This window comes from Allokutzneria oryzae (assembly GCF_042429765.1).
Taxonomy (GTDB): domain Bacteria; phylum Actinomycetota; class Actinomycetes; order Mycobacteriales; family Pseudonocardiaceae; genus Allokutzneria; species Allokutzneria oryzae.
The window spans coordinates 800549-822219 of sequence record NZ_JBHLZU010000018.1 but is presented as its reverse complement, the minus strand read 5'-3'; the positions used below and the strand labels follow the sequence as shown (position 1 = coordinate 822219).

At 69.2% G+C, this 21671-nt stretch carries 25 protein-coding genes and 1 tRNA gene; 16 read left to right on the top strand and 10 right to left on the bottom strand.

The genetic code is table 11. The features are described from left to right. Nucleotides 1–14: 14 nt before the first annotated feature. The 9 genes from clpB to ACFFQA_RS23040 all read left to right on the top strand — a co-directional run bounded on the left by clpB (nucleotide 15) and on the right by ACFFQA_RS23040 (nucleotide 9687). Complete coding sequence (gene clpB / locus ACFFQA_RS23080; RefSeq protein WP_377855762.1) at nucleotides 15–2615, top strand: ATP-dependent chaperone ClpB; 2601 nt, start codon at nucleotides 15–17, stop codon at nucleotides 2613–2615. A 73-nt stretch (nucleotides 2616–2688) separates the two neighbouring features. Continuing rightward, nucleotides 2689–3450, top strand: a complete 762-nt coding sequence (locus tag ACFFQA_RS23075) for a TtfA family protein (RefSeq protein WP_377855759.1) — start codon at nucleotides 2689–2691, stop codon at nucleotides 3448–3450. Between the two features lie 64 nt (nucleotides 3451–3514). Continuing rightward, on the top strand, nucleotides 3515–4294 hold the full coding sequence (locus ACFFQA_RS23070) for an SDR family NAD(P)-dependent oxidoreductase (protein WP_377855756.1): 780 nt from the start codon (nucleotides 3515–3517) through the stop codon (nucleotides 4292–4294). A gap of 88 nt (nucleotides 4295–4382) precedes the next feature. Beyond that, nucleotides 4383–4892 (top strand): MarR family winged helix-turn-helix transcriptional regulator, encoded by a 510-nt coding sequence (locus ACFFQA_RS23065; protein WP_377855753.1) that lies wholly within the window; start codon nucleotides 4383–4385, stop codon nucleotides 4890–4892. A gap of 19 nt (nucleotides 4893–4911) precedes the next feature. Then, nucleotides 4912–5460 (top strand): orotate phosphoribosyltransferase, encoded by a 549-nt coding sequence (pyrE, locus tag ACFFQA_RS23060; protein WP_377855750.1) that lies wholly within the window; start codon nucleotides 4912–4914, stop codon nucleotides 5458–5460. Nucleotides 5461–5464: 4 nt separating this feature from the next. Next, nucleotides 5465–6115, top strand: coding sequence for a TrmH family RNA methyltransferase (locus ACFFQA_RS23055; RefSeq protein ID WP_377855747.1), 651 nt, complete (start codon nucleotides 5465–5467; stop codon nucleotides 6113–6115). A 61-nt stretch (nucleotides 6116–6176) separates the two neighbouring features. Continuing rightward, entirely contained in the window at nucleotides 6177–7346 is a 1170-nt protein-coding gene (locus ACFFQA_RS23050) for a glycoside hydrolase family 76 protein (protein WP_377855744.1), read from the top strand. Between the two features lie 20 nt (nucleotides 7347–7366). Then, on the top strand, nucleotides 7367–8623 hold the full coding sequence (purD, locus tag ACFFQA_RS23045; RefSeq protein ID WP_377855741.1) for a phosphoribosylamine--glycine ligase: 1257 nt from the start codon (nucleotides 7367–7369) through the stop codon (nucleotides 8621–8623). Between the two features lie 62 nt (nucleotides 8624–8685). After that, nucleotides 8686–9687 carry a cation diffusion facilitator family transporter gene (locus tag ACFFQA_RS23040; RefSeq protein ID WP_377855738.1) on the top strand — a complete coding sequence of 334 codons (1002 nt, stop codon included), beginning with the start codon at nucleotides 8686–8688 and terminating at the stop codon, nucleotides 9685–9687. Here ACFFQA_RS23040 and ACFFQA_RS23035 read toward each other — a convergent pair. Further along, entirely contained in the window at nucleotides 9575–10516 is a 942-nt protein-coding gene (locus tag ACFFQA_RS23035) for a helix-turn-helix transcriptional regulator (protein ID WP_377855736.1), read from the bottom strand. The genes ACFFQA_RS23040 and ACFFQA_RS23035 overlap by 113 nt on opposite strands. Nucleotides 10517–10619: 103 nt before the next feature. Here ACFFQA_RS23035 and ACFFQA_RS23030 point away from each other — a divergent pair, with 103 nt between their 5' ends. After that, nucleotides 10620–11351 carry an SDR family oxidoreductase gene (locus tag ACFFQA_RS23030; RefSeq protein WP_377855734.1) on the top strand — a complete coding sequence of 244 codons (732 nt, stop codon included), beginning with the start codon at nucleotides 10620–10622 and terminating at the stop codon, nucleotides 11349–11351. Here the strand turns inward: ACFFQA_RS23030 and ACFFQA_RS23025 are convergent. Together ACFFQA_RS23025 and dcd are read right to left on the bottom strand one after the other, a co-directional pair. Beyond that, nucleotides 11321–11839, bottom strand: coding sequence for a CLIPPER-2 domain-containing protein (locus ACFFQA_RS23025; protein WP_377855732.1), 519 nt, complete (start codon nucleotides 11837–11839; stop codon nucleotides 11321–11323). The two genes, ACFFQA_RS23030 and ACFFQA_RS23025, sit on opposite strands and share 31 nt — an antisense overlap. Nucleotides 11840–11886: 47 nt before the next feature. After that, nucleotides 11887–12471 (bottom strand): dCTP deaminase, encoded by a 585-nt coding sequence (dcd, locus tag ACFFQA_RS23020; protein WP_377855729.1) that lies wholly within the window; start codon nucleotides 12469–12471, stop codon nucleotides 11887–11889. Nucleotides 12472–12541: 70 nt separating this feature from the next. Between dcd and ACFFQA_RS23015 the strand changes: the two genes are divergently transcribed. Beyond that, a tRNA-Gly gene (locus ACFFQA_RS23015) sits at nucleotides 12542–12612 on the top strand. A 97-nt stretch (nucleotides 12613–12709) separates the two neighbouring features. On the opposite strand, the gene ACFFQA_RS23010 is transcribed toward ACFFQA_RS23015, so the two are convergent. From ACFFQA_RS23010 to ACFFQA_RS22985, 6 genes are read right to left on the bottom strand one after another with little or no spacing between them, the layout of a single operon-like run. Further along, nucleotides 12710–13891, bottom strand: a complete 1182-nt coding sequence (locus ACFFQA_RS23010; RefSeq protein WP_377855726.1) for a tyrosine-type recombinase/integrase — start codon at nucleotides 13889–13891, stop codon at nucleotides 12710–12712. Continuing rightward, entirely contained in the window at nucleotides 13891–14112 is a 222-nt protein-coding gene (locus tag ACFFQA_RS23005; protein ID WP_377855979.1) for an excisionase family DNA-binding protein, read from the bottom strand. The genes ACFFQA_RS23010 and ACFFQA_RS23005 overlap by 1 nt, the downstream gene beginning before the upstream one ends. Before the next feature lie 5 nt (nucleotides 14113–14117). Then, on the bottom strand, nucleotides 14118–14399 hold the full coding sequence (locus ACFFQA_RS23000) for a helix-turn-helix domain-containing protein (RefSeq protein WP_377855723.1): 282 nt from the start codon (nucleotides 14397–14399) through the stop codon (nucleotides 14118–14120). Continuing rightward, nucleotides 14396–15748: a replication initiator gene (locus ACFFQA_RS22995; protein ID WP_377855720.1), complete on the bottom strand. Its 1353-nt coding sequence runs from the start codon at nucleotides 15746–15748 to the stop codon at nucleotides 14396–14398. The genes ACFFQA_RS23000 and ACFFQA_RS22995 overlap by 4 nt, the downstream gene beginning before the upstream one ends. After that, nucleotides 15745–16044, bottom strand: a complete 300-nt coding sequence (locus tag ACFFQA_RS22990; protein ID WP_377855718.1) for a hypothetical protein — start codon at nucleotides 16042–16044, stop codon at nucleotides 15745–15747. The genes ACFFQA_RS22995 and ACFFQA_RS22990 overlap by 4 nt, the downstream gene beginning before the upstream one ends. 5 nt (nucleotides 16045–16049) lie before the next feature. Continuing rightward, the gene (locus tag ACFFQA_RS22985; RefSeq protein ID WP_377855716.1) at nucleotides 16050–16463 is read right to left on the bottom strand and encodes a hypothetical protein; all 414 of its coding nucleotides are present in this window, start codon (nucleotides 16461–16463) and stop codon (nucleotides 16050–16052) included. 145 nt (nucleotides 16464–16608) lie between these two features. Here ACFFQA_RS22985 and ACFFQA_RS22980 point away from each other — a divergent pair, with 145 nt between their 5' ends. From ACFFQA_RS22980 to ACFFQA_RS22960, 5 genes are all read left to right on the top strand, one after another. Continuing rightward, the gene (locus tag ACFFQA_RS22980; RefSeq protein WP_377855713.1) at nucleotides 16609–17397 is read left to right on the top strand and encodes a GntR family transcriptional regulator; all 789 of its coding nucleotides are present in this window, start codon (nucleotides 16609–16611) and stop codon (nucleotides 17395–17397) included. Continuing rightward, nucleotides 17397–17915 (top strand): GNAT family N-acetyltransferase, encoded by a 519-nt coding sequence (locus ACFFQA_RS22975; RefSeq protein WP_377855710.1) that lies wholly within the window; start codon nucleotides 17397–17399, stop codon nucleotides 17913–17915. The genes ACFFQA_RS22980 and ACFFQA_RS22975 overlap by 1 nt, the downstream gene beginning before the upstream one ends. A gap of 36 nt (nucleotides 17916–17951) precedes the next feature. Beyond that, nucleotides 17952–18140, top strand: a complete 189-nt coding sequence (locus ACFFQA_RS22970; RefSeq protein WP_377855707.1) for a type II toxin-antitoxin system HicA family toxin — start codon at nucleotides 17952–17954, stop codon at nucleotides 18138–18140. 11 nt (nucleotides 18141–18151) lie between these two features. Beyond that, on the top strand, nucleotides 18152–18373 hold the full coding sequence (locus ACFFQA_RS22965) for a type II toxin-antitoxin system HicB family antitoxin (RefSeq protein WP_377855704.1): 222 nt from the start codon (nucleotides 18152–18154) through the stop codon (nucleotides 18371–18373). Nucleotides 18374–19090: 717 nt separating this feature from the next. Continuing rightward, nucleotides 19091–19711 carry a hypothetical protein gene (locus ACFFQA_RS22960; protein WP_377855702.1) on the top strand — a complete coding sequence of 207 codons (621 nt, stop codon included), beginning with the start codon at nucleotides 19091–19093 and terminating at the stop codon, nucleotides 19709–19711. A gap of 694 nt (nucleotides 19712–20405) precedes the next feature. On the opposite strand, the gene ACFFQA_RS22955 is transcribed toward ACFFQA_RS22960, so the two are convergent. After that, the gene (locus tag ACFFQA_RS22955) at nucleotides 20406–21614 is read right to left on the bottom strand and encodes a DivIVA domain-containing protein (RefSeq protein ID WP_377855699.1); all 1209 of its coding nucleotides are present in this window, start codon (nucleotides 21612–21614) and stop codon (nucleotides 20406–20408) included. Nucleotides 21615–21671: the final 57 nt, after the last annotated feature.

Genomic DNA, 21671 nt, shown 5'->3' with positions numbered 1-21671 from the left:
ACACGAGGTGGGGAATGGACGCTTTCAATCCGACCACGAAGGCACAGCAGGCGATCTCGGCCGCGATCCAGGCGGCCACCGTCGCAGGCAACCCGGACGTGGGCACCGTGCACCTGCTCGGCGCCCTGCTGGCCCAGGCGGACGGCCTGGCCACGCCGCTGCTGACCGCTGTCGGTGCGGACCCGAAGCAGGTGCGGGAGGAGCTGGACAAGCTCGCCACCGCGCTGCCCGCCGCGTCCGGCTCGACGGTGAACGCCCCGAACTTCTCCGGGGAGGCCGTCCGCTCGATCACCCACGCCCAGCACCTGGCGACCGAGATGGGGGACGAGTACGTCTCCACCGAGCACCTGCTGGTCGGCCTCGCCGCCAAGGGCGGCCAGGTCGGCGAGCTGCTGGTGCGGCACGGCGCCAACGCCGACGCGATCCGCGAGGCATTCGACAAGGTGCGCGGCTCCGCGCGGATCACCAGCCCGGACCCCGAGGGCACCTTCAAGGCGCTGGAGAAGTACGGCGTCGACCTGACCGAGCGCGCCCGGCGCGGCGAGCTGGACCCGGTGATCGGCCGCGACGCGGAGATCCGCCGCGTGGTCCAGGTGCTGTCCCGGCGCACCAAGAACAACCCGGTGCTGATCGGCGAGCCCGGCGTCGGCAAGACCGCGATCGTCGAGGGCCTCGCCCAGCGCGTGGTCGCCGGTGACGTGCCGGAGTCCCTGCGCGGCAAGCGGGTCATCTCGCTGGACATGGGCTCGATGGTCGCCGGGGCGAAGTTCCGGGGTGAGTTCGAGGAGCGGCTCAAGGCCGTGCTCAAGGAGATCACCGACTCGGCGGGCCAGGTGATCACCTTCATCGACGAGCTGCACACCATCGTGGGCGCCGGCGCCTCCGGCGAGGGCGCGATGGACGCGGGCAACATGATCAAGCCGATGCTGGCCCGCGGCGAGCTGCGCATGGTCGGCGCGACGACCCTGGACGAGTACCGCAAGCACATCGAGAAGGACCCCGCGCTGGAGCGGCGCTTCCAGCAGGTGCTGGTCGGCGAGCCCAGCGTCGCCGACGCGGTCGGCATCCTGCGCGGGCTCAAGGAGCGCTACGAGGTCCACCACGGCGTGCGGATCACCGACAGCGCGCTGGTCGCCGCCGCCACGCTCTCCGACCGCTACATCACCGCGCGGTTCCTGCCCGACAAGGCGATCGACCTCGTCGACGAGGCCGCATCGCGGCTGCGGATGGAGATCGACTCGCGGCCGGTGGAGATCGACGAGGTCGAGCGCTCCGTGCGCAGGCTGGAGATCGAGGAGATGGCACTGTCCAAAGAGGACGATGCGGCTTCGAAGATCCGGCTGGACGCGCTGCGCTCCGAGCTGGCGGAGCAGCGCGAGACGCTGGCCGGGCTGACCGCCCGCTGGCAGAACGAGAAGGGCTCGATCGAGCGCGTCCGCGAGCTCAAGGAGCAGCTGGAGCAGCTGCGCGGCGAGTCGGAGCGCGCCGAACGCGACGGCGACCTCGGCCGAGCCGCCGAGCTGCGCTACGGCCGGATCCCCGCGCTGGAGAAGGAGCTCGACGCGGCGACCGCCGCCGTGGCCGCGCCGGAGGCCGACGTGATGCTGAAGGAGGAGGTCACCGCCGACGACGTCGCCGACGTGGTCAGTTCGTGGACCGGCATCCCGGCCGGACGGCTGCTGGAGGGTGAGACGACCAAACTGCTGCGCATGGAGGAGGAGCTCGGCTCGCGGGTGATCGGCCAGACCGAGGCCGTGCGCGCGGTCTCCGACGCGGTGCGCAGGGCGCGGGCGGGCGTCGCCGACCCCGACCGGCCGACCGGCTCGTTCCTGTTCCTCGGCCCCACCGGCGTCGGCAAGACCGAGCTGGCCAAGGCGCTTGCGGAGTTCCTCTTCGACGACGAGCGGGCGATGATCCGCATCGACATGAGCGAGTACGGCGACAAGCACACCGTCGCGCGGCTCGTCGGCGCCCCGCCCGGCTACGTCGGCTACGACCAGGGCGGCCAGCTCACCGAGGCGGTCCGGCGGCGGCCGTACAGCGTGGTGCTGCTCGACGAGGTGGAGAAGGCCCACCAGGACGTCTTCGACGTGCTGCTGCAGGTGCTCGACGACGGCAGGCTGACCGACGGCCAGGGCCGCACCGTGGACTTCCGCAACACGATCCTGGTGCTGACCTCCAACCTCGGCTCGCACGCGCTGACCGACATCACGCTGGACGACAAGCAGCGCCAGGAGGCGGTGCTCGGCGTGGTGCAGCGGCACTTCAAGCCGGAGTTCCTCAACCGGCTCGACGACGTCGTGGTCTTCCACGCGCTGGCGACCGAGGAGCTCACCTCGATCGTGGACATCCAGGTCGACAAGCTCGCCAGGCGGCTCGCGCAGCGCAGGCTCACGCTGGAGGTCACCCCCGCGGCCCGGGACTGGCTCGCGCTCAACGGGTTCGACCCCGTCTACGGGGCGCGACCACTGCGCCGCCTCGTGCAGTCCTCGATCGGTGACCAGCTCGCGAGAAAACTACTGTCGGGTGATGTTCGTGACGGCGACGGCGTTCGCGTCGACGTGACGGACGACAGCTCGTCTTTGCAGGTCAACGCGTTGACACGAGGAGCGTAGCCGGTTTCTACCCGTCCGGGTGAGATCGTCCATATGCAGGTTTTGTGGCCAATTCGATGCCATTGGGCCGCGCGTGACCTACGTTGTGGTCGATCTCACCGCTACGCTGCGCAGTGTGGGCATCCCGGCGTGGATCTGGTTCCTCGTTGCCGTCGTAGCGGCCGTGGCGGGCCTTGCGCTGCTCGCCGGAGACCGGGCGCAGCGCACGGCACGTAATCGCGAGCGGCGCAGATGGGCCGCGCTGCGCGGCTGGCGCTTCGCCGAGCAGGACCACGCGCTGCTGACCCAGTGGCAGCACGGCGGCCTCGCCTTCTCCAAGTCCGGCGGGGCCACCGACGTGGTCACCGGCTCGATGTTCACCGCGGACGGCCGCAGGCTCGTGCAGGTCATGGACCACGAGCAGGGCAGCAAGGTCACCATGGTGCTCGCCGCGGTGAAGCTGCGCCGCGCGGTGCCGACGGTGCTGGAGCTGTGGGAGCCGAGCGTGCCCTTCGCCCGCGAGCGCGAGGCGGAGCTGGACCTCTACGGCCCGGTCGGCAACCGCTACGGCTTCACCGCGGACATGGCCATCGCACACCCGGTGATCACCCCGGAGTTCGTCGAGGCGGTCGACGAGATCGGCGACGACGTGATGGTGGTCTGGCTGGAGGGCACCTGGGTGCTCGCGGCCGCCCCGCCGAACGCCGATCCCGCCCGCCTGGAGCGCCTGCTGTCGGACCTCGGCGAGGTCGCGGACTTCGTCGACCCGTTCGACTCCGACCCGAACGAGCACCCCGAGCACCCCGAGAGCACCGACGTCTACCGGCCGTCCAGCTCGCAGCACACCTCCCAGTAGCCGCCCGGCCCCGGTTCTCCCACGGGGTGGTGTGCGGGCGGTGCACGCGGGATAGCCTCGTGTTATGCCGACTGCGCTGGTGACAGGTCCCACGGCGGGCATCGGTGCCTGCTTCGCCCGCCGACTCGCCGCCGAGGGGCACGACCTCGTGCTCGTCGCCCGCAACGGTGACCGCCTGGAGAAGCTGGCCGACGAGCTCCGCGAGCGGCACGGCGTGCACGTGGAGGTGCTCGCCGCCGACCTCGCCGACGAGAAGCACCGCGGCATGGTGGAGCTGCGGCTGGGCGACCCCGACGCGCCGATCGACCTGCTGGTCAACAACGCCGGGTTCGGCACCGGCAAGGAGTTCTGGGACGCGCCCGTCGAGGAGCTGCAGTCGCAGCTGGACGTCAACGTCACCGCCGTGCTGCGGCTGACCCACGCTGCCCTGCCCGGCATGCGGGAGCGGCGGCGCGGCGCGGTGATCAACGTGTCCAGCGTGGCGTCGTTCTTCCCCGAGCGCGGATCGACCTACGCCGCGAGCAAGGCCTGGGTGACCTTGTTCTCCGAGGGGCTCGCCGCGGCGCTCGCCGGCTCCGGCGTCCGCGTCGTCGCGCTGTGCCCCGGCTTCACCCACACCGAGTTCCACGAGCGCGCCTCCATCGACATGTCGAAGGCGCCGGAGTGGGTGTGGCTGGAGGCCGACCGCGTGGTGCACGACTGCCTCAACGACCTGCGCCGCGGCAAGGTCATCTCCGTCCCAGGAGTGCACTACAAGGCCGCCATCGGGCTCGGCAAGGTACTGCCGAGGTCGCTCGTGCGGATGGTGATGAACAAGGCGGGCGTGAGCAGGCTCAAGCGCTGAGATAACGGAACTGGTGAACGGCCCACCGATTTCCGGTATCGGCGGTGTGCTCCTCGCGAAAAGGTCCTAGGGTTCGGGTGATCGGCGCGTGAGCGAGGGGGCCGCGGTGGACTACACGGGAGAGATTCGCCGTCAGCCCATCGGCTACTGGATCAAGCGCACCGGCGAGGTGCTCAACCACACCATCGACGAACGGCTGCGCGACGCCGGGGTCAGCAGGCAGCACTGGCTGGTGCTGTGCCTGGTCCGGGAGGCGCCCGCCGGGGCGACGCGGGACCAGCTGCACTCCTCCCTGCGCAGCCTGTCCGACGAGCAGCTCGACGAGATCATCAGCGACCTGTGCGCGCGGGGCTGGCTCGCGCCGGAGGTCGATCCGCGCTCGGGTGTGGTCCGCCAGACGCTCACCGAGATCGGCCGCGCCGGGCAGCTCAAGCTGGCGCTGGTGATCAGCGGGGTGCGCCGCCAGTCGCTGGAGGGCATCTCCGAGGACGACTACGCGTTCATGATCGAGTGCCTGAAGCGGATGATCACCAACCTCGGCGTGGAACCGGGACAGGGACCGAGCTCGAACCACCGCTCGAAGCCGGCGCGGACCTGACGTGCGAAGCTAACCGCTCGTGACCGTCGAAGTGGATCCCACCGCCAAGGCCGAACTCGCCAAGCTCGTGAGCGAACTGGCCGTCGTGCACGGCAAGGTCGTGCTCTCCTCCGGCGCCGAGGCCGACTACTACGTCGACCTGCGCCGCGCCACCCTGCACCGCACCGCCGCACCGCTGATCGGCAAGCTGCTCGGTCAGCTCACCTCGGACTGGGACTTCTCCGCCGTGGGCGGGTTGACCATGGGCGCCGACCCGGTGGCCTGCGCGATGCTGCACGCCGCCGAGCGCGAGCTGGACGCGTTCGTGGTGCGCAAGGCGTCGAAGGCGCACGGCATGCAGCGCCTCGTCGAGGGCCCTGACGTCGCCGGGCGCCGCGTGCTGGCCGTCGAGGACACCTCGACCACCGGCGGCAGCGTGCTGACCGCCGTGGCGTCGCTGCGCGAGGCAGGCGCCGAGGTGGTCGGTGTCGCGACCGTCGTGGACCGCGACACCGGTGCCAGGGAGGCGATCGAGGCCGAGGGCCTGCCGTACCGCTCGCTGCTCAGCCTCGCCGACCTCGGCCTGTAAGCCGGTGCCCGAAGAAGAACCCGGCCCCACCGAGTGGGGCACCGAGCAGGTCGGCGTCGGCCCGTGGCAGGGCCCGCCGCCGACGGGCGAGCACTGGGACCCCGAGCTGCTGGCCGAGGGCGACCGGCGCAACGTGGTGGACGCCTACCGCTACTGGAAGCGCGAGGCGGTGGTCGCGGACCTGGACACCCGCAGGCACTCCTTCCACGTGGCGATCGAGAACTTCCAGCACGACCACAACATCGGGACCGTGGTGCGCACGGCGAACGCGTTCGCGGCCAAGGCGGTGCACATCGTCGGCCGCAAGCGGTGGAACCGGCGGGGCGCGATGGTCACCGACCGGTACCAGCACGTGCTGCACCACCCGGACGTGCGAGGTCTGGTGGAGTTCGCGCGCGCCGAGGACCTCGCGCTGGTCGCCGTGGACAACACCCCCGGCTCGGTTCGGCTGGAGCGGGCGAAGCTGCCCGAGCGGTGTGTGCTGCTGTTCGGTCAGGAGGGGCCCGGCCTGTCCGAGCAGGCCCGCGACGCCGCGTCGCTGCTCGTGTCGATCGCGCAGTTCGGATCGACGCGGTCGATCAACGCGGGCGTGGCGGCGGGAATCGTCATGCACGCCTGGGTGCGGGAGCACGCGGACCTCGACACGGCCTGGTGACTTCGCGTGCCGGGACGCGCGGCGGCGCGCGTCCCGGCAGCTCAGGGGTGACCATGATGCGGTGACCGGCGACGGGGTGCCCGAGCTCTGGGGCGCGCGGGCGGCGGTGGCGGAGGTCGCCATCGTCGGCAGGCACCTGCGTCAGGTCTGGGGCACCCCCGGCACTCGGCTCGGGATGACGCGGTGGCCTCCTGATGCCGGGCACCGGCTGCACGCGAACTGGCACTACGGCTGGCAGGCGCAGCTGCTGGACTGCGCGGTCGACGCGGGCGAGCGCACCGACGACGACGGGCGCAAGGCGACCGTGGTGAAGCTCGTGCGGGGCATCCGGCTCCGCAACCCGCACGGTTGGTTGTCCGACCGGAACGACGAGCTGGCCATGATGGGGCTCGCGTTGGCGCGGGCGCGGCGGCTGACCGCGATGCCGAAGGCCGCGGCGCTCCGGCTGATCGCCTCGCGGCTGCGCGCGGCGTGGACCGACCACGCGGGAGGTGGCCTGTGGTCGACGCGCGACGGCGGGGTGAAGGACGCGTCCACCAACGCGGCGTTCGCGATCCTGTTTGCCAGGCTGGCAAAGGAACTCGGGGAACGCGCCGATCTTCAGCGGGCCCGGTCCACCGTGGACTGGCTCGCGGAGAGGTTGATCGATCAGGAAACCGGCCTGGTCGCGGAGTCCGTGCGGATCATCGGCAATGAAGTGGCGGAAGTCACATCCGGCATCCAGGCGCACGCGCAGGGGCTGCTCGTCGGCGCGTGCGTCGAGCTCGCCGAGACGACCGGTGAGCGGCGGTGGCGCGAGCTGGCGAGCCGCACGATCGACGCCGTCGACGAGCACCTGACGACCGCCGGAGTGCTGCGCGGCAACGGCGGATCGGACTCCGGGTTGCACGCCGGGATCTGCGCGCGGCACCTCGCGGGCGCGGCACTCGCGTTCGACGGTGACGCGGCGAAAACCGCTGCCAGAATCGTGTATCGCTCCGCCGAGGGCGCGTGGCGCAACCGGGCAGCGGTGCCGGGCGGACCGCTATTCGGTCCACAGTGGACAGTACCGGCGGTCGGCAGGAACGGGCTCGCCCCCGCCCGGCTCGCCGAGCAGTTCGGCGGCATCGGCCGGGACTCCCGCTGGGAGTGCGACCTGTCGGTGCAGATCTCAGGCTGGACCGTCATGGAGGCCGCCGCGCGCCTGGCTCGCGGCGGCGTGCCCGAGCGCGAGTTTCGCGTGATGCGCTGAGGCATCTAGGGTTGCTCTCCGTGCGCGTTCTCGTAATCGGCGCAGGTGCCCGCGAACATGCCCTGCTCCTCGCACTGTCCCGCGACCCGAGCGTGACCGCTCTGGCCTGCGCGCCCGGCAACGCCGGTACCGCCGCGCTGGCCGAGACCTACGGAGTCGACGCGGTCGACCCCGGCGCGGTCACCAGGCTCGCCCAGGAGTGGCAGGCGGACCTGGTGGCGATCGGCCCGGAGGGCCCACTGGTCGCGGGGGTGGCCGACGCCCTCCACGACGCGGGGATCCCGTGCTTCGGCCCGTCCAAGGCGGCCGCGCGGATCGAGGGGTCCAAGGCGTTCGCCAAGGACGTCATGTCCGCGGCCGGGGTGCCCACCGCCCGCAGCGAGGTGGTCGACAACCCCGCGCGGCTGGACGCCGCCCTCGGCCGGTTCGGGCCGACCTGGGTGGTGAAGGACGACGGCCTCGCCGCGGGCAAGGGCGTCGTGGTGACCGCCGACTTCGACGCGGCGCGGGCGCACGCCATGCGGCTGCTCGACGACGGCCACCCGGTGCTGCTGGAGTCCTTTTTGGACGGCCCGGAGGCGTCGCTGTTCTGCCTCGTCGACGGGACCACCGCGGTGCCGCTGCTGCCCGCGCAGGACTTCAAGCGGGTCGGCGACGGCGACTCCGGCCCCAACACCGGCGGAATGGGCGCGTACGCGCCGCTGCCGTGGGCGCCGGAGGGCCTGGTCGAGGAGATCATGGACCGCGTCGTGCGGCCCGTGGTCGAGGAGCTGGCCCGCCGGGGCACGCCGTTCTCGGGCCTGCTCTACGCCGGGCTCGCGCTGACCAGCGACGGCGTCCAGGTCATCGAGTTCAACTGCCGCTTCGGCGACCCGGAGACCCAGGCGGTGCTGGCGCTGCTGCGCACGCCGCTGGCCGGGCTGCTCAAGGCGGTGGCCACCGGCACGCTCGCCGACCAGCCCCCACTGGACTGGGCGGACGGCGCGGCGGTCACGGTGGTCGTGGCGGCCGAGGGCTACCCGGGCCGTCCGAGGACCGGCGACGTGATCACCGGCAGCGAGGGCGACGGGGTGCTGCACGCGGGCACCCGCAGGCGCGACGACGGCGCGGTGGTCTCGGCGGGCGGCCGCGTGCTGTCGGTCGTCGGCATCGGCGAGGACCTGGACGCCGCCCGCGACGACGCGTACCGCAAGATCGCCAGAGTGCACCTGACCGGCTCGCACCACCGCACCGACATCGCGCTCCGCGCGGCACAGGGCCAGGTCGCCGCACTCTGACCACCCACTCCGCCCGCACCGCTCGGGGTGTGGGCGGAGCCGTGGGGATCTACGGTTTCGGAGTGGCTGAGCAGCAGCGGGACAGCGGCGGCGAGAGCACGTTCACCGTGCTCGTCGCGCTGGCGGTGAACTTCGGCATCGGTGTCATGAAGGCGTTCGCCGGTGTGGTGACCGGTTCGGCCGCGTTGCTGGCCGAGGCCGCGCACTCCGTCGCCGACACCTTCACCGAGGGGTTGTTGCTGACCGCGCTGCGGCGCTCCGGGCGGCCCGCCGACCGGCACCATCCGTTCGGGTACGGCAAGGAGCGCTACTTCTGGTCGCTGCTCGCCGCCGTGTCGATCTTCGTGTCCGGCGCGTTGTTCGCGTTCATCGAGGGCTTCGAGACGCTCGCGGGCGAGGGCGTCGAGCAGACCGACGCGTGGGTCGGCTACCTCGTCCTGGGACTGGCGTTCGCGATGGAGCTTGTCTCCTGGTCGCAGGCCGTCCGCCAGGTCCGCAAGGACGCCAAGGAGGACGACCGCTCGTTCGGCGAGTACCTGCGGATCTCCGACGATCCGACCGTCAAGACTGTGTTCCTCGAAGACACCGCCGCGTTGATCGGACTGGTCATCGCCTTCGCCGGAGTCGGGCTGCACGACCTCACCGGCTCCTCGGTCTGGGACGGTGTGGCGTCGCTGCTGATCGGTGTGCTGCTCGTCGTCGTCGCGTACATCCTGGGGCGCAGCAACAAGGCGCTGCTGATCGGGCGCCAGGCCGACCCACGGCTCGTGCGGGAGGTGCACAACCGGCTGCGGGCGCAGCCGGAGGTCGAGACGGTCGCCGACCTGCTCACCATGCTCACCGGGACCGACCAGGTGTTGTTGTGCGCCAGGGTGGACTTCGACGACTCGCTGACCGCCGCGGAGCTGGAGCGGGCGTGCGTGCGGATCGACGCGGAGCTGCGTGCGGAGTTCAGCGAGCTGGACGAGATCTTCCTGGAGCCGGTCCCCCGCTCCGACCCGGAGCTGCGGGCGCGGGTGCTGGCTCGCTACGGTGATCTCGCTGAGCGCTTCGGGAAGAGCTGAAACGCTGCGCTCCCAACACTTTCAGCAGTCTCAGCGCCTCGTGTGACGGCGTGCCGGGGGCCGCCGTGTAGAGCACGATGCACTGGTCGGCCTCCGGCACCATGAGGCGCTGGCAGTCCAGCACGAGGTCGCCGACCTCCGGGTGCCACATCCGCTTGCTCCCGCCGCGCAGCACCCGGACCTCGTGCTCGGCCCACAGGTCCGCGAACTCCTCGCTGCTCGCGAGCAGCTCGGCGACCAACGCGCCCAGCTCGGCGGAGTGCGGATAGCGGGCGGCGGCCTGGCGCAGGTCGGCGACCATCTCGCGGCCGAACTGCTCGGCCTGCTCGGCGTCGAAGGGCCGCTCGGGCCGCATCAGGAACCGCTGCCGGGCGAGGTTGCGCAGCTTCGGCGGCAGTGCGGAGTAGTCCGTCCCCAGCGCGACCGCCATGTCGTTCCACGCCAACATGTCGTACTTGGCGTCGATCACGAAGGCCGGGGTGTCGTCGAGGCGGTCGAGCAGGTGGAGCACGCCGGCGGGGACGTCCTGCGGCGGCTCCCCGACCGGCTCCGGCGTCTCCCCGACGAGGGTGAACAGGTGCCTGCGCTCGTCGTCGGACAACCGCAGCGCCCTGGCCAGGCCACCGAGGACCTGGCGGGACGGACGCGGGCCGCGCGCCTGTTCCATCCGCGTGTAGTAGTCGACGGAGATCGCGGCGAGCCTGGCGACCTCCTCGCGGCGCAGCCCCGGCGTGCGGCGGTTGTGCCCCGCGGGCAGCCCGACGTCCACGGGGAGCACCCTCGCTCGACGGCTGCGAAGGAACTCGGCGAGCTCGGTCCGGTTGTTCACGTGTCCCAGGATGCATCGCGCGGCCGCGAACTGGGAGGGACTGCCGATCCCAGCCTCAGCGGGTCTCTCCCGCCGCCGGGGAAACCGCCGGATGCTCGGTGGCATGAACGAGACGACGAAGATCGCCCTGGTCACCGGGGCCAACAAGGGAATCGGGCTGGAGATCGCGCGCCAGCTCGGCGAGCTGGGCATGACCGTGCTGGTCGCGGCGCGCGACCCGGAGCGAGGCGGCGAGGCCGCGGCGCGGCTGCGCGAGGGCGGCGCCGACGCGCGGTTCGTGCTGCTGGACGTCGGCAACGCGGAATCCGTTGCGGCAGCGGCGAAAACCGTTGAGAAGGAGTTCGGGCGGCTGGACGTCCTGGTGAACAACGCGGGCATCACCGGCAGCTCCTACGCACCACCGAGCGAACTGCCGACCGAGGTCATGCGCACCGTCTACGAGACCAACGTCTTCGGGGTGGTCGAGACGACCCAGGCGTTCCTGCCGCTGCTGCGCCGGTCGCCCGCGGGCCGGATCGTCAACATGAGCAGCGACCTGGGTTCGCTCGGCCTCGCCGCGCACCCGGAATACCCGTTCCGCGAGCTGAACTACCTCGCGTACTCCTCGTCGAAGACCGCGCTGAACGCGGTGACCGTGGCCTTCGCGAAGGAGCTGGCCGGCACTCCGGTGAAGATCAACTCGGCGAACCCGGGCTTCTGCGCGACCGACCTGAACAACCACTCCGGGCACCGCTCCGCCGAGCAGGGCGCGCGGATCGCGGTGCGGCTGGCGACCTCCGGCGAGGACGGCCCGCACGGCGGCTACTACGAGGACTCCGGCGCCTTGCCCTGGTAGCGGTTGCGGCCGGATGCCACCAGCAGCACACCGAGCAGCACCATGCCGATTCCCATCAGCGGCAGGGGTTCCAGCTCGACACCGGGCGACGCCAGCTGATCGGGGCTCGCACTTGCCTGAGGCGCAACGGTTTCCACCTGCTGGCGGTGCACGATCACCTTCGTGTCGTACGTGGCGCGCACCTGGTTGTGCTGCGGATCGACCGCGGTCACCGTGACCGTGCCCGGCGGGCTGAAGTCCTCGACCACGGCGCCACAGGTGTAGGTGCGCTCAGCCCCCGGCGGCAGCGGCTCAGCGAAACTGTTGCCGCACACCGCGTCCTCGTCGTCGTCGATCGAGACCTCGGTGAGCGGCACGTCGCCGGTGTTGCGAACGGTCACCGTGAAGGTGGCCATCTCGCCGGGGCTGGCGGGACTGCCTTCCTTGACCACCTCGACGGAGGAGCCTGCCAGCTGCTCCGGATCGGTGCGGGCGAACGGGACGAGCACGCCCCCAGTCTGGCCCCGCCCGGTTCAGCGCGCCGGGCGGGGTCGGCTCACCTGCGCGTGTCGACGCGGTGGAAGTTCAGGTAGGCGCGCGACGGGGTCGGCCCGCGCTGGCCCTGGTACCGCGAGCCCACCGAGGCCGAGCCGTACGGGTTCTCCGCGGGGCTGCTCAACCGGAACAGGCACAGCTGACCGATCTTCATGCCGGGCCACAGCGTGATCGGCAGGTTGGCCACGTTGGACAGCTCAAGGGTGATGTGGCCGGTGAAGCCGGGGTCGATGAACCCCGCGGTGGAGTGGGTCAGCAGCCCGAGCCGCCCCAGCGAGGACTTGCCCTCCAACCGGCCAGCCAGGTCGTCGGGCAGCGTGACGAGCTCGTAGGTGGACCCGAGCACGAACTCGCCGGGGTGCAGCACGAACGGCTCGTTCTCGTCGCTCTTCTCCACCAGCGAGGTCAGCTCGTCCTGCTGCAACGCCGGGTCGATGTGGGTGTACTTCGTGTTGTCGAAGACCCGGAAGAAGCGGTCCAGCCGGACGTCGATGCTGGACGGCTGGATCATGTCGGCGTCGAAGGGATCGAGCCCGAGGCGGCCAGCCTCGACCTCCTTGCGCAGGTCCCGGTCACTGAGAAGCACGGACCCAGACTAGCCGGGGACCCCGGGGCTCCCCGAGCCCGACCGGTCTGTGTATGCTCTTGATCGCACTGCGGGTGTAGTTCAATGGTAGAACGACAGCTTCCCAAGCTGTAGGCGCGGGTTCGATTCCCGTCACCCGCTCTCGACACACGAAGGCCCAGGTCAGAACCGGTTTCCCGGCGACCTGGGCCTTCGTCGTTCGATCTTGTTTCTACGTCATCGTGCTGTCGGCGTGCGGTTAGCCCACCGGAACCAGCGCACCGGCTTCGCCGTCGTCGTCATCGTCAGCCGACTTCTTGTAGCGCTCCCGATCCACCAGACCGCTCAGACCGCGAGCGATCTCCTGATCGGCCTCGCTGGTTGCGTGCTGGTAGATCATCGCCGCACGAGGGCTGTCATGCCCCATGCGCGCCATCAGATCCCGAGTGCTCGCCTTAGTGCGAGCCGCCAGCGTGTTCCCGGTGTGCCGAAGGTCGTGAAAGTGCAGATGAGGCACGCCGATAGCTGCTACGGCGGCCTTCCACTTGGTGGCCGGGTTGAAGTTGCAACGCCGAAGCGGATTGCCCCGCTTGCCTGTGAAAACCCAGGCATCAGGCTTCGACCCCACAAACTCATCCAGGTGAGCGAAGATGTCGGCCCGAATCGCCTCCGGAATCGCCACAGTCCGCCGCCCCGCACGGGACTTCGGCGGCCCGTAGACCAGGCCGCGACCGGGCAACTCCACGAACGCACCAGCCACCCGCACCCAGCTCGCGTCAGGTGCGATGTCCTGCCGACGAACCGCAGTGATCTCACCCCACCGCAGAGTGGCGAACGCGGCCAAGAGCACGAAGGCCCTGTACCGCTTCTCGGCCATCCTCGAAGCAAGATCGAACACCTGGGCAACAGTCAGAACGGGACGCTCGTCCGGGTTCTCCGAGCCAGCGCCACGAACCTGACACGGGTTGCGCGGGATGATCCGATCCTCGTTCGCGGCGGTCATCAGGACCGCCCGCAGCAGGCGGTACGCCTTCGCCGTCATCGTCTCCGAGACACCCTCCCGCAGCAGCTTCGCCCGCCACGAGCGGATCATGGGCGTGTCGAGCTGTCCGAGCTGGACCTCTCCCAGGTGAGGCGTGACGTACTTGGCCAGCAGCCAGCCGTACAGGTGCACCGTGCGGGGCCGCAGTCCGGGGCGTTCCGCAATCCAGCTCTCGGCGTAGTCGCAGAGCCGGATCTTGGCCTGGTCCGGGTTCGTCCACTCACGACGGAGGATCGCGCCCTCAACATGGACCAGCCAGCGGTCCGCGTCCCGGTCCGTTGGGAAAGTCTCAGGTGCGTTGTGCCGCTTGCCGTCCGGACCGAGGTAGCTCGCCTGGAACCTCCCCGAAGGCAGTTTGCGCACCCATCCGAAACGGCGACGGCCCTTCTTGCGAGCCATTAGCTCACCCTCCTCAGGTCGCGGAGAACGGACTCGGCGGTGATCGGCTCGACCTTGCCCGCCTGGACGAACTCCTCCAGATCGCGATGCTTCAGCCGGACGTACCGACCGACCTTGTAGAACGTGATGCGCCGTTCGGCGATCAGCCGCCGCACGAACCGCACCGTGGTGCTGAGGTAGGCCGCAGCCTCCTCAACCGAGTAGTGCTCGTTCGCGATCACCGAAGTCACCAGGCACCCCCTTCGCGCGGCAGCGAGTCCAACCAGGTCGCCAACCGCTTGCGCGACGCCACCCACTGACCGCCGATGCGCGAGCCAGGGATGACCCCTTCGGTCAGGTACTGCTCGGTGACCGAGGTGCTCAGGTTGAGCAGGTACGCCAGCTCACCCACGGTGTAGGTCAGGCCCTCCGGGGCGATGTCGGGCGTCGGCCCCTCGTAGAGGTCGCCGAACTCCTCGGGCTCCGGCTCCTCAGCGGGCCGGGCCGGGAAGGCGATGACGTTGCTCATGAGGAGTCCCCCTGGTGTGTGGAGCGGCGGTGTGCGGTGCGTGCGGCGATGGCGGAGGCCATGTCGCGTTCGGCGTCAGAGCGGTAGCCGACACCGGTCATGTGCCAGTCGTTGACCACCGAGACCCGCTCGGTGTCGCTGATGCCCAGCCCGGCCAGGTACTCGGCGAGCCGGAACTGTGCGCGCGTGGTGCGCATGGCCGTGAAGGTCGTGGAGTAGTGGCGGGACTTGGTCAGGAAGTGGCCCCGGAAGCCGAGCATGTGCGCCCACTTCCGCAACCTCAGTGCCTCGAACTCCTCCAGCCCGCCGAGCCACCACGAGGTGGCGATCATCGTCTTGTGGTGCTCGGAGACGTCCAGGTCCTCGATCGCCTTGGCCTCATAGATGCGGCGGTTAACACCCGAGGTTGCGCCGGTGCCCTTGGTGGCGTACTTCGCGATGTACCCGGCCACCTGGTGATCCCGCACCAGCGCGTCCGGGTCGTCCGGGTCGTGCGCGGTGATCGGGCGCGCGTCGACCTGCTCACCCCACACCAGAGTGCGCGTGCCCACGGTGTCGCTGTGCGGGCTGGTGACCGCCACGGCAGCGGCGGCGGAGCGCACGACCTCGCACAGCAGGTCCGCAGTGACTCCGGCCGGGGGCCGGGTAGTGGGGCCGTCAGGGCCGTCCACTCGGATCACCGCGTGGAAGTGCACCAGCCCGCGCCGCTGGTACTCGGCGACCTTGGCGTAGGAGATCCGAAGGTGGTGCCGCAGCTGTCCGGGGGCGATGCCCAGGGCTGCGGCCAGGTGGCGAGCGCAGGTGATGGTGAACCGCCGCCACAGCTCGGTGGAGTGCGCCTGCCACAACACCGCACCCACGTAGTCATAGGCAGCCGCATCCACCGGGGTGCCCAAGCGGGTGTCGTAGTCGGAGTGGAACTCCCCGCACGAGCACGGCCGGGCCTTGCCGGTGCGCGTGCGCGGCTGGGAGTGCACCGCCCCGAAGGACGGCGGGGTCAAGGTGGCGAAGACCCGCACATGCCCCGACACCGCTTCCGGGACCTCTTTGCCGCCGCACAAGCCCGCGCGGATCAGGTGGAAGGTGTCGGCGGCGTACTTCGCCGCACAGGGCTCGCACACGGCTTCACGTCGGTTGTTGCAGGGGACGAAGATCTGTCCCTCGAACTCCTCGAACCGGGCACCTGTGGTGTCCTGAAGACACGTCGAGCCCGTCAGCCGTACCGGCTTGGCGCACCCGGAGACGGCCTCGACCTTGCTACGCCAGGACTTGAAAGCCTTGGAGCGCACCAGGTTCACCATGCGCTCGTCCTCAGTGGACAGACGAGACACCAGGGCGGAAGTGCTCACGCGGAACCACCCCGCCGACCCGTCGCGGTGGTGGTGAACACCCGGTGAGGGTCAACGAACTCGGCGACCTCGCCGTACTCGACGAGGAGATTCCACTCGGCCGAGGGCATGTCCAGGTAGTCGGTGACCACGGCGGCGACGAAGCCCGGCAGGTCACGGAACCGCGACCGCTCGTAGGGCTCGCCCGTGATCGGGTTGCGGTCGGCGAAGGTGAACGTCACCGGCACCGGCACCGGCTGTGACGAGTGGGGTTCGCTGTCGTCAGCGAGGACCAGGAAACGACCGTCAGGGAACATAGGGATCACCACACGAATCCGTCGCTGCACGAGCACACCAGCGCGGCCCCGACCGTCCCGGTCAGCGAACCATCGGTGTCGATCTGCTCGCAGGTCCCCCAGCAGTCCGGGCACACACCAACACCAGCCACACCCGTACGCGCCGACCCAAGGGGGCGATCCAGGACCAGCGGCAGCCGGAACAAGCCGTGGCAGTCGACCCGCTCGGCAACCTCACGCTCGGCCACCAGGTCGTCCCACTCGCGGGGAGACAAGCCGAGCTGGCGCTCAACGACCAGGGACACCGCGTAGGGAAGGTCATCGAATCGCGAGGCCCAGTACGCCAACCCAGTGCAGGGGTTGTCATCCGCGAAGCGGAACCACAGATGCGCAGAACCGTGCCGGAACTGCGGCGTTCTCTCCTTGACTGCCACCGTCATCACTCGCTCCCACCCTGTCCCAACTGGCTTGAGCCAGTACTGGCTTAAGCCAGTGAACACGGCGACAAGGCTCGCGTCAAGCAACTGGCTTGAACCAGTTGTAGGCTTGGTGGTGTCAGGTCCCCACGAAGGCATGAGGTGTGCCGTGACCGATCACGGTTCAAGCGAGGCAGACAAGCAGCTCCCCAGCAGGCGGTTGGCGGAGCAGCTTCGCCACGCGATCACGTCCGGCACGTTCCCCCCGGGCACGAAGCTGCCTTCCGAACGCACCCTGGCTGCGCAGCACCAGGTAGCGCGCAACACCGCCCGAGAGGCCATCCGGCTCCTTGCGGAAGAGGGTCTGGTTACCGCCGAACACGGCCGAGGGGTGTTCGTTCGAGAGAAGCGCCGCCTGCTCCGATTCGGCAGCGAGCGCTACTCGCAGCGGGTGCGCAACGAAACCGGCCTATCTCCGTACAGGGCGGAACTGGCTAAGCAGGGCCGCACCGCGCGTGTGGACTGCACGTCTATCACGCGCTCTCAGCCTCCAGAAAATGTGGCTGAGCGCTTGGGTATCAGCCATGAAGAAGACTCTGTTGTTCGACGCGAAAACTGGTACTACGCGGACGATGAACCCGTTCAGGTCGGAATAACGTACATCCCATGGGAGATCGCATCGGGTTCCGTCCTTGCAACCTCCGCACAGATGGGAAAGGGAAGCCTCTACGCACGATTCGAGGAGCTTGGCCATCCGATCACGAGGATTCGCGAAGAGATCTGCGCGCGAATGCCAAACCCCGACGAGGTTCGAGGTCTGCGAATTCCGGACGGAGTTCCCGTGATTGATGTCTTCCACACGGGAATTAATGATAAGGGCGAGCCATTCGAGGTGACACACTTCGTGATGCGGGCAGATGTGAACGGACTTGACTACAACATGCCAGTGGAGGACTGATGGCCACCGACGTGCGCGTTCGACTTCAGGACGACCTTCCTTCATGCGCCCAGGCACTAGTGGAAGTTCACCGGAGCGATGGCTATCCGGTCGAAGGAGTAGCCGATCCCATCGGATGGCTAACACCTCCGACGCTAATCCGGGCGTGGGTTGCAGAGAAGGACGGAAGCATTGTCGGCCATGTCCTGCTGACCACTCCGCAAGAAGGTGACGACGCAGCTCGCCTATGGCAATCCCAGTCGGCAAATGACGAGAAAATCGCCGTACTGGGACGCCTTTTCGTGCTATCCACCGCGCGCGGCCATTCCTTTGGTGAGCACTTGATGCGCGCCGCGACCGAGTACGCGCAGCAGCAAAACATGCGTCTCGTGCTCGATGTCATGGACAAGGACAAGGCCGCGATCCGCTTGTATGAGCGTCTCGGATGGCAGCGCATCGGAACCGCCTACCACCAGTTCGGCGAGGGGCAGAGCATTCCAGCGTTCTGCTATGTCTCGCCGACGCCTGCCAGTTCGTGAGTGCCCTGCCGCAAAGCGATCAGCGAGGTTAGTGCCGTGCCCCTGAAGGTCAGCGAGATCATCAAGCTCATCGAGGCAGACGGGTGGTACCTAGCCCGAACAAAGGGCAGTCACAGGCAGTACCGGCACCCAACCAAGCCAGGTACCGTGACAGTGGCAGGCAAGCCCAGCACTGACGTGCCGATCGGTACCGAGCGCAGCATCCGCAAGCAGGCTGGCATCTGATGGAGGCAGCAGTGAGTACGTACGCCATCATCATCGAGCGCGGCGAGACCGGTTCCTTTGGCGCGTGGTGTCCAGACCTTCCCGGGTGCGTAGCCGTCGCCGATGATCAGGACGAGTGCCTTCAGCTCATGCGAGAGGCCATCGAGTTCCACCTTGAGGGCATGCGCGAGAACGGCGAGCCCATCCCCCACCCGGCCACCGTCGCCGCCACCACCGTCACCGTCGCTGCTTGATCCCCTGTCCGGCACCAGTCCACGGTGAGGACTTTCTTTACTTGTTCAAGGCGGCCCCTGCGGGGCCGCTGGTCGCCTGCCTGACCCGATCGCTCAGGGCTGACGCGGCCCCGTTCTTTGCCGACCCGGCCAGCGGGCTGCGGCCTGACGGCCGGTCCCGCGCCGGGTCGGCGGAGGGCCGCGCCCACGCGATCGGGGAGCAACCACCGGCCCCAAGCACGCAGAAGCAGAAGTCTCCAGGACCACACGCCGCAGGCCGAAGACGAGCGCCTGACGGTGAGCCTCGATGTGGTGGCAGTCCCTACGCGGACCTGTGCGCGACTGGGTTGGTCTTGTGGTTGGGGGTCCGCGACTGCGCAGGGCTTCCGGTCCTCGGCCCTGGCGGGCCTGCGGTCCGGGTCCCTTTGCTCCGAATGAGCAACCCCACATAGCCCTGACCTGCGCAAAGGAGTGATTTGAAAACAAAAGTGCCCAGGGGGTTGACGTCCCCTGGGCACCTGTGCGAAACTTGGAGCGGATGCTGTATACCTACAGCTCTAGCCACTCTACCTAAGTTCTGGATCTCAACAACCCAAAACTTAGCCGGGAGCAGCCCGGCTTGTCAACCTCTAACACCCATTCAGGGGAGGTTGTCGAAAGGTAGTCCGGGTGACGTCCGGAGTAGGTGGCTTCCAGTCGCGATCTAAGGAGCCGTACTTGGCTACCCCCTCCACCTCCGTGAACGAGCGCAGCATCGGCGGCCTTCCGTGGTTGGACTACGTCCTTGCCACTCCCAAACAGGCCGTGGGCATCGCCCGGGCGCACAGGCAGCGCTACGAGGGCAACTCAATGGCATACGCGATGTACTCGCCGTTGCACGCGGCTATGCGCCGGTCACTCAACTCCGTTGACCCGCGAACGCCCTTGGACAACGTCGTTGCGTGGGCCGTACAGAAGCGCGACTGGCGAGGGCCTGCCTTCCGCAAGGCGGCCAACGGCTTTCTAGATCTGTTGCCCGCTGGAGCCACCGGCGTGAGGGTTGCGCAGGAAAGCTGGACCGAAAGCGAACTCACCATCGTACTGCGGGACCTCCTCGGCATCCGCCTTACCAGCGGAAAGCTCCTGCTCGTTGCGCCATACTGCAAGGAGTTGGAACTACACCAGGACGCCGCCGACATCCTGTTGCTGATGATGGAGTCAGTGCTCGACCAGGCTCTACCCGGAGCAACCCCCGTCGTGTGGGATACCAGGCACGGTCAAGCCTTCCGGCTCCACGCCCGCACCAACCGCCGCATCCTGGAGGTTGCAGCGCGGGGGCTCGTCGCCAAGTACTTGCGCGAGTGGTCTCTAGCTGCTTGACCGTTGTGCGTGGGCCGGGTCTCGACTGCGTGCGAGTCCCCGCCCACGCAACGTTCGGGGCGAAGTGCGTACGTGCTGTCTGCGTGCTGTTAGCGCAGGTCAGTAGCGGTCAATCAGGGACACTGGTGACTCGCTCCAGCCGCAGGTCAGGGGCGCCACCTGGTCAGCCGCAACGGGTTCCCAAGCTGTAGGCGCGGGTTCGATTCCCGTCACCCGCTCGACGGCCAGGGTGTTCGGCGGCTTTGCCGCCTTCCCCTGGCCTTCATTATTTTGGGGGACCGAGTCCCCCATGCCCCCTACGGTGCGGGCTTCGTCCTTCTCAGCGTGGCTTGGTTTGGTGTTACCAGCAGCGTTGGGTGCCGGTGGCTGAGTTTGGCGTTACCAGCAGCGTTGAGTGCCAACGGCTGGGCTTGGCGTTACCAGCGCCGTTGAGTGCCGGTGGCTGGGTTTGGTGTTACCAGCAGCGTTGGGTGCCGGTGGCTGGGTTGGCGTTGCCAGCAGCGTTGGGTGCCAACGGCTGGGTTTGGTGTTGCCAGCAGCGTTGGGTGCCGGTGGCTGGGTTTGGCGTTACCAGCGCCGTTGGGTGCCGGTGGCTGGGTTTGGCGTTACCAGCAGCGTTGGGTGCCGGTGGCTGGGTTTGGCGTTACCAGCGCTGTGGGTGTGGCCAGGACGGCTTCGGCGCTGGCGGGTGGGGCTAGTGGCGGGCGGGCGGGGCCGGGAAGAAGCCGGAGTGCTGGGCTCGGGGAGCCGTGCGCGGGGGCATCCGGGGGACCGGCTTGATGCGCTCGGTCGGCATCACTCCCGCCAGGCGGACCTCCAGCAGGTCCAGGAAGGCGTCCACTTCGCCGTTGTCGTAGCCGCCGTGGCCCGGCGCTGGCGGGTGGAAGCGGACGCGCTGGACGTCCTTGAGGGTGATGCGGTCCTCGCCCTGCAACGTCGCCTCGACGCGGTCGAGGAACTGGTCCACCTCGATCTCGTCGTAGCCGGGCTCGCCGGGCCGCGGGCGGTGGAAGGCCACCTTGCGGACATCCGCGGCGGTCAGCATCGGCAGCGGCTTGGGGGTGCGCGGTGGCAGCTGGGTCAGCGACAGCGCCAACCGGTCCAGCAACGCGTCGACACCGTCGGCGTCGTAGCCGGGCTTGCCCCGGCGCGGTGGGGTGAAGCGGATGTCGGCGACCTGCTGCGGGGTGATCGTGTCCTTGCCCCGCATGGTGGCCTCGATGCGCTCCAGGAACGCGTTGACCTGCTTCTCGTCGTAGCCGCGGCCGCCGGGTACCGGGGGCCGGAACGCCTGCTCGCGGATCTTGTCGCGGACCGGGGGCGCCTTGCGCTCGGTGATCTCCGTCGGGAGGTCGGCGAGCTCGTCATCCTCCAGCTGCCGGGTGATGCGGCGGAGGAAGGCGTCGACCTGGTCCTCGTCGTAGGCGTCGCCGCGGCGCTTGGCGGGCTTGAAACGAGCGGCCTTGATCTTCTTGGCGGTGAGGGAGTCCTCGCCGCGCAGAGTGGCCTCGATCCGGTCCAGGAACGCGTCGACCTCTTCGTCGTCGTAGCCCGCCTTGCCGCGCGCGGGCTTCTTGAAGACGACCTTGCCGATGTCGGCGGCGCGGATGCGCTCGGCCGAGGGCTTCTCGCGCGCCTCGCCCTCCTCGGCGAGGGCCTTGAGCGTCTCCACCGCGCGGTCGAGGAAGTCATCGACGGCGTCCTCGTCATACCCCCGTCTGCGCCAGCGCGCGGGCGGGAAGCGGACTTCGAGCACTTCCTGGGGGGTCAGCGTGTCCTCACCGCGCAGGGTCGCCTCGACCCGGTCCAGGAACGCGTCGACGTCGTCGTCGGAGTAGCCCCGTTCGCCGCGTGGCGGCTTCGCGAAAACCACAGAGCGGATCTCTTCCGGGGTGAGTGTCATGACTGCCGCCGCTTCATGCTTGGTCAGGCCCCCGACTACCCGCCGTCAACTCATCGG

What these genes read in the sequence shown, in the direction of transcription:
- clpB (WP_377855762.1), top strand. Translation starts at nt 15, where the DNA reads ATGGACGCTTTCAATCCGACCACGAAGGCACAGCAGGCGATCTCGGCC.
- ACFFQA_RS23070 (WP_377855756.1), top strand. Translation starts at nt 3,515, where the DNA reads ATGCCGACTGCGCTGGTGACAGGTCCCACGGCGGGCATCGGTGCCTGC.
- ACFFQA_RS23030 (WP_377855734.1), top strand. Translation starts at nt 10,620, where the DNA reads ATGAACGAGACGACGAAGATCGCCCTGGTCACCGGGGCCAACAAGGGA.
- ACFFQA_RS23010 (WP_377855726.1), bottom strand. Translation starts at nt 13,891, where the DNA reads ATGGCTCGCAAGAAGGGCCGTCGCCGTTTCGGATGGGTGCGCAAACTG.
- ACFFQA_RS23000 (WP_377855723.1), bottom strand. Translation starts at nt 14,399, where the DNA reads ATGAGCAACGTCATCGCCTTCCCGGCCCGGCCCGCTGAGGAGCCGGAG.
- ACFFQA_RS22990 (WP_377855718.1), bottom strand. Translation starts at nt 16,044, where the DNA reads ATGTTCCCTGACGGTCGTTTCCTGGTCCTCGCTGACGACAGCGAACCC.
- ACFFQA_RS22985 (WP_377855716.1), bottom strand. Translation starts at nt 16,463, where the DNA reads ATGACGGTGGCAGTCAAGGAGAGAACGCCGCAGTTCCGGCACGGTTCT.
- ACFFQA_RS22975 (WP_377855710.1), top strand. Translation starts at nt 17,397, where the DNA reads ATGGCCACCGACGTGCGCGTTCGACTTCAGGACGACCTTCCTTCATGC.
- ACFFQA_RS22955 (WP_377855699.1), bottom strand. Translation starts at nt 21,614, where the DNA reads ATGACACTCACCCCGGAAGAGATCCGCTCTGTGGTTTTCGCGAAGCCG.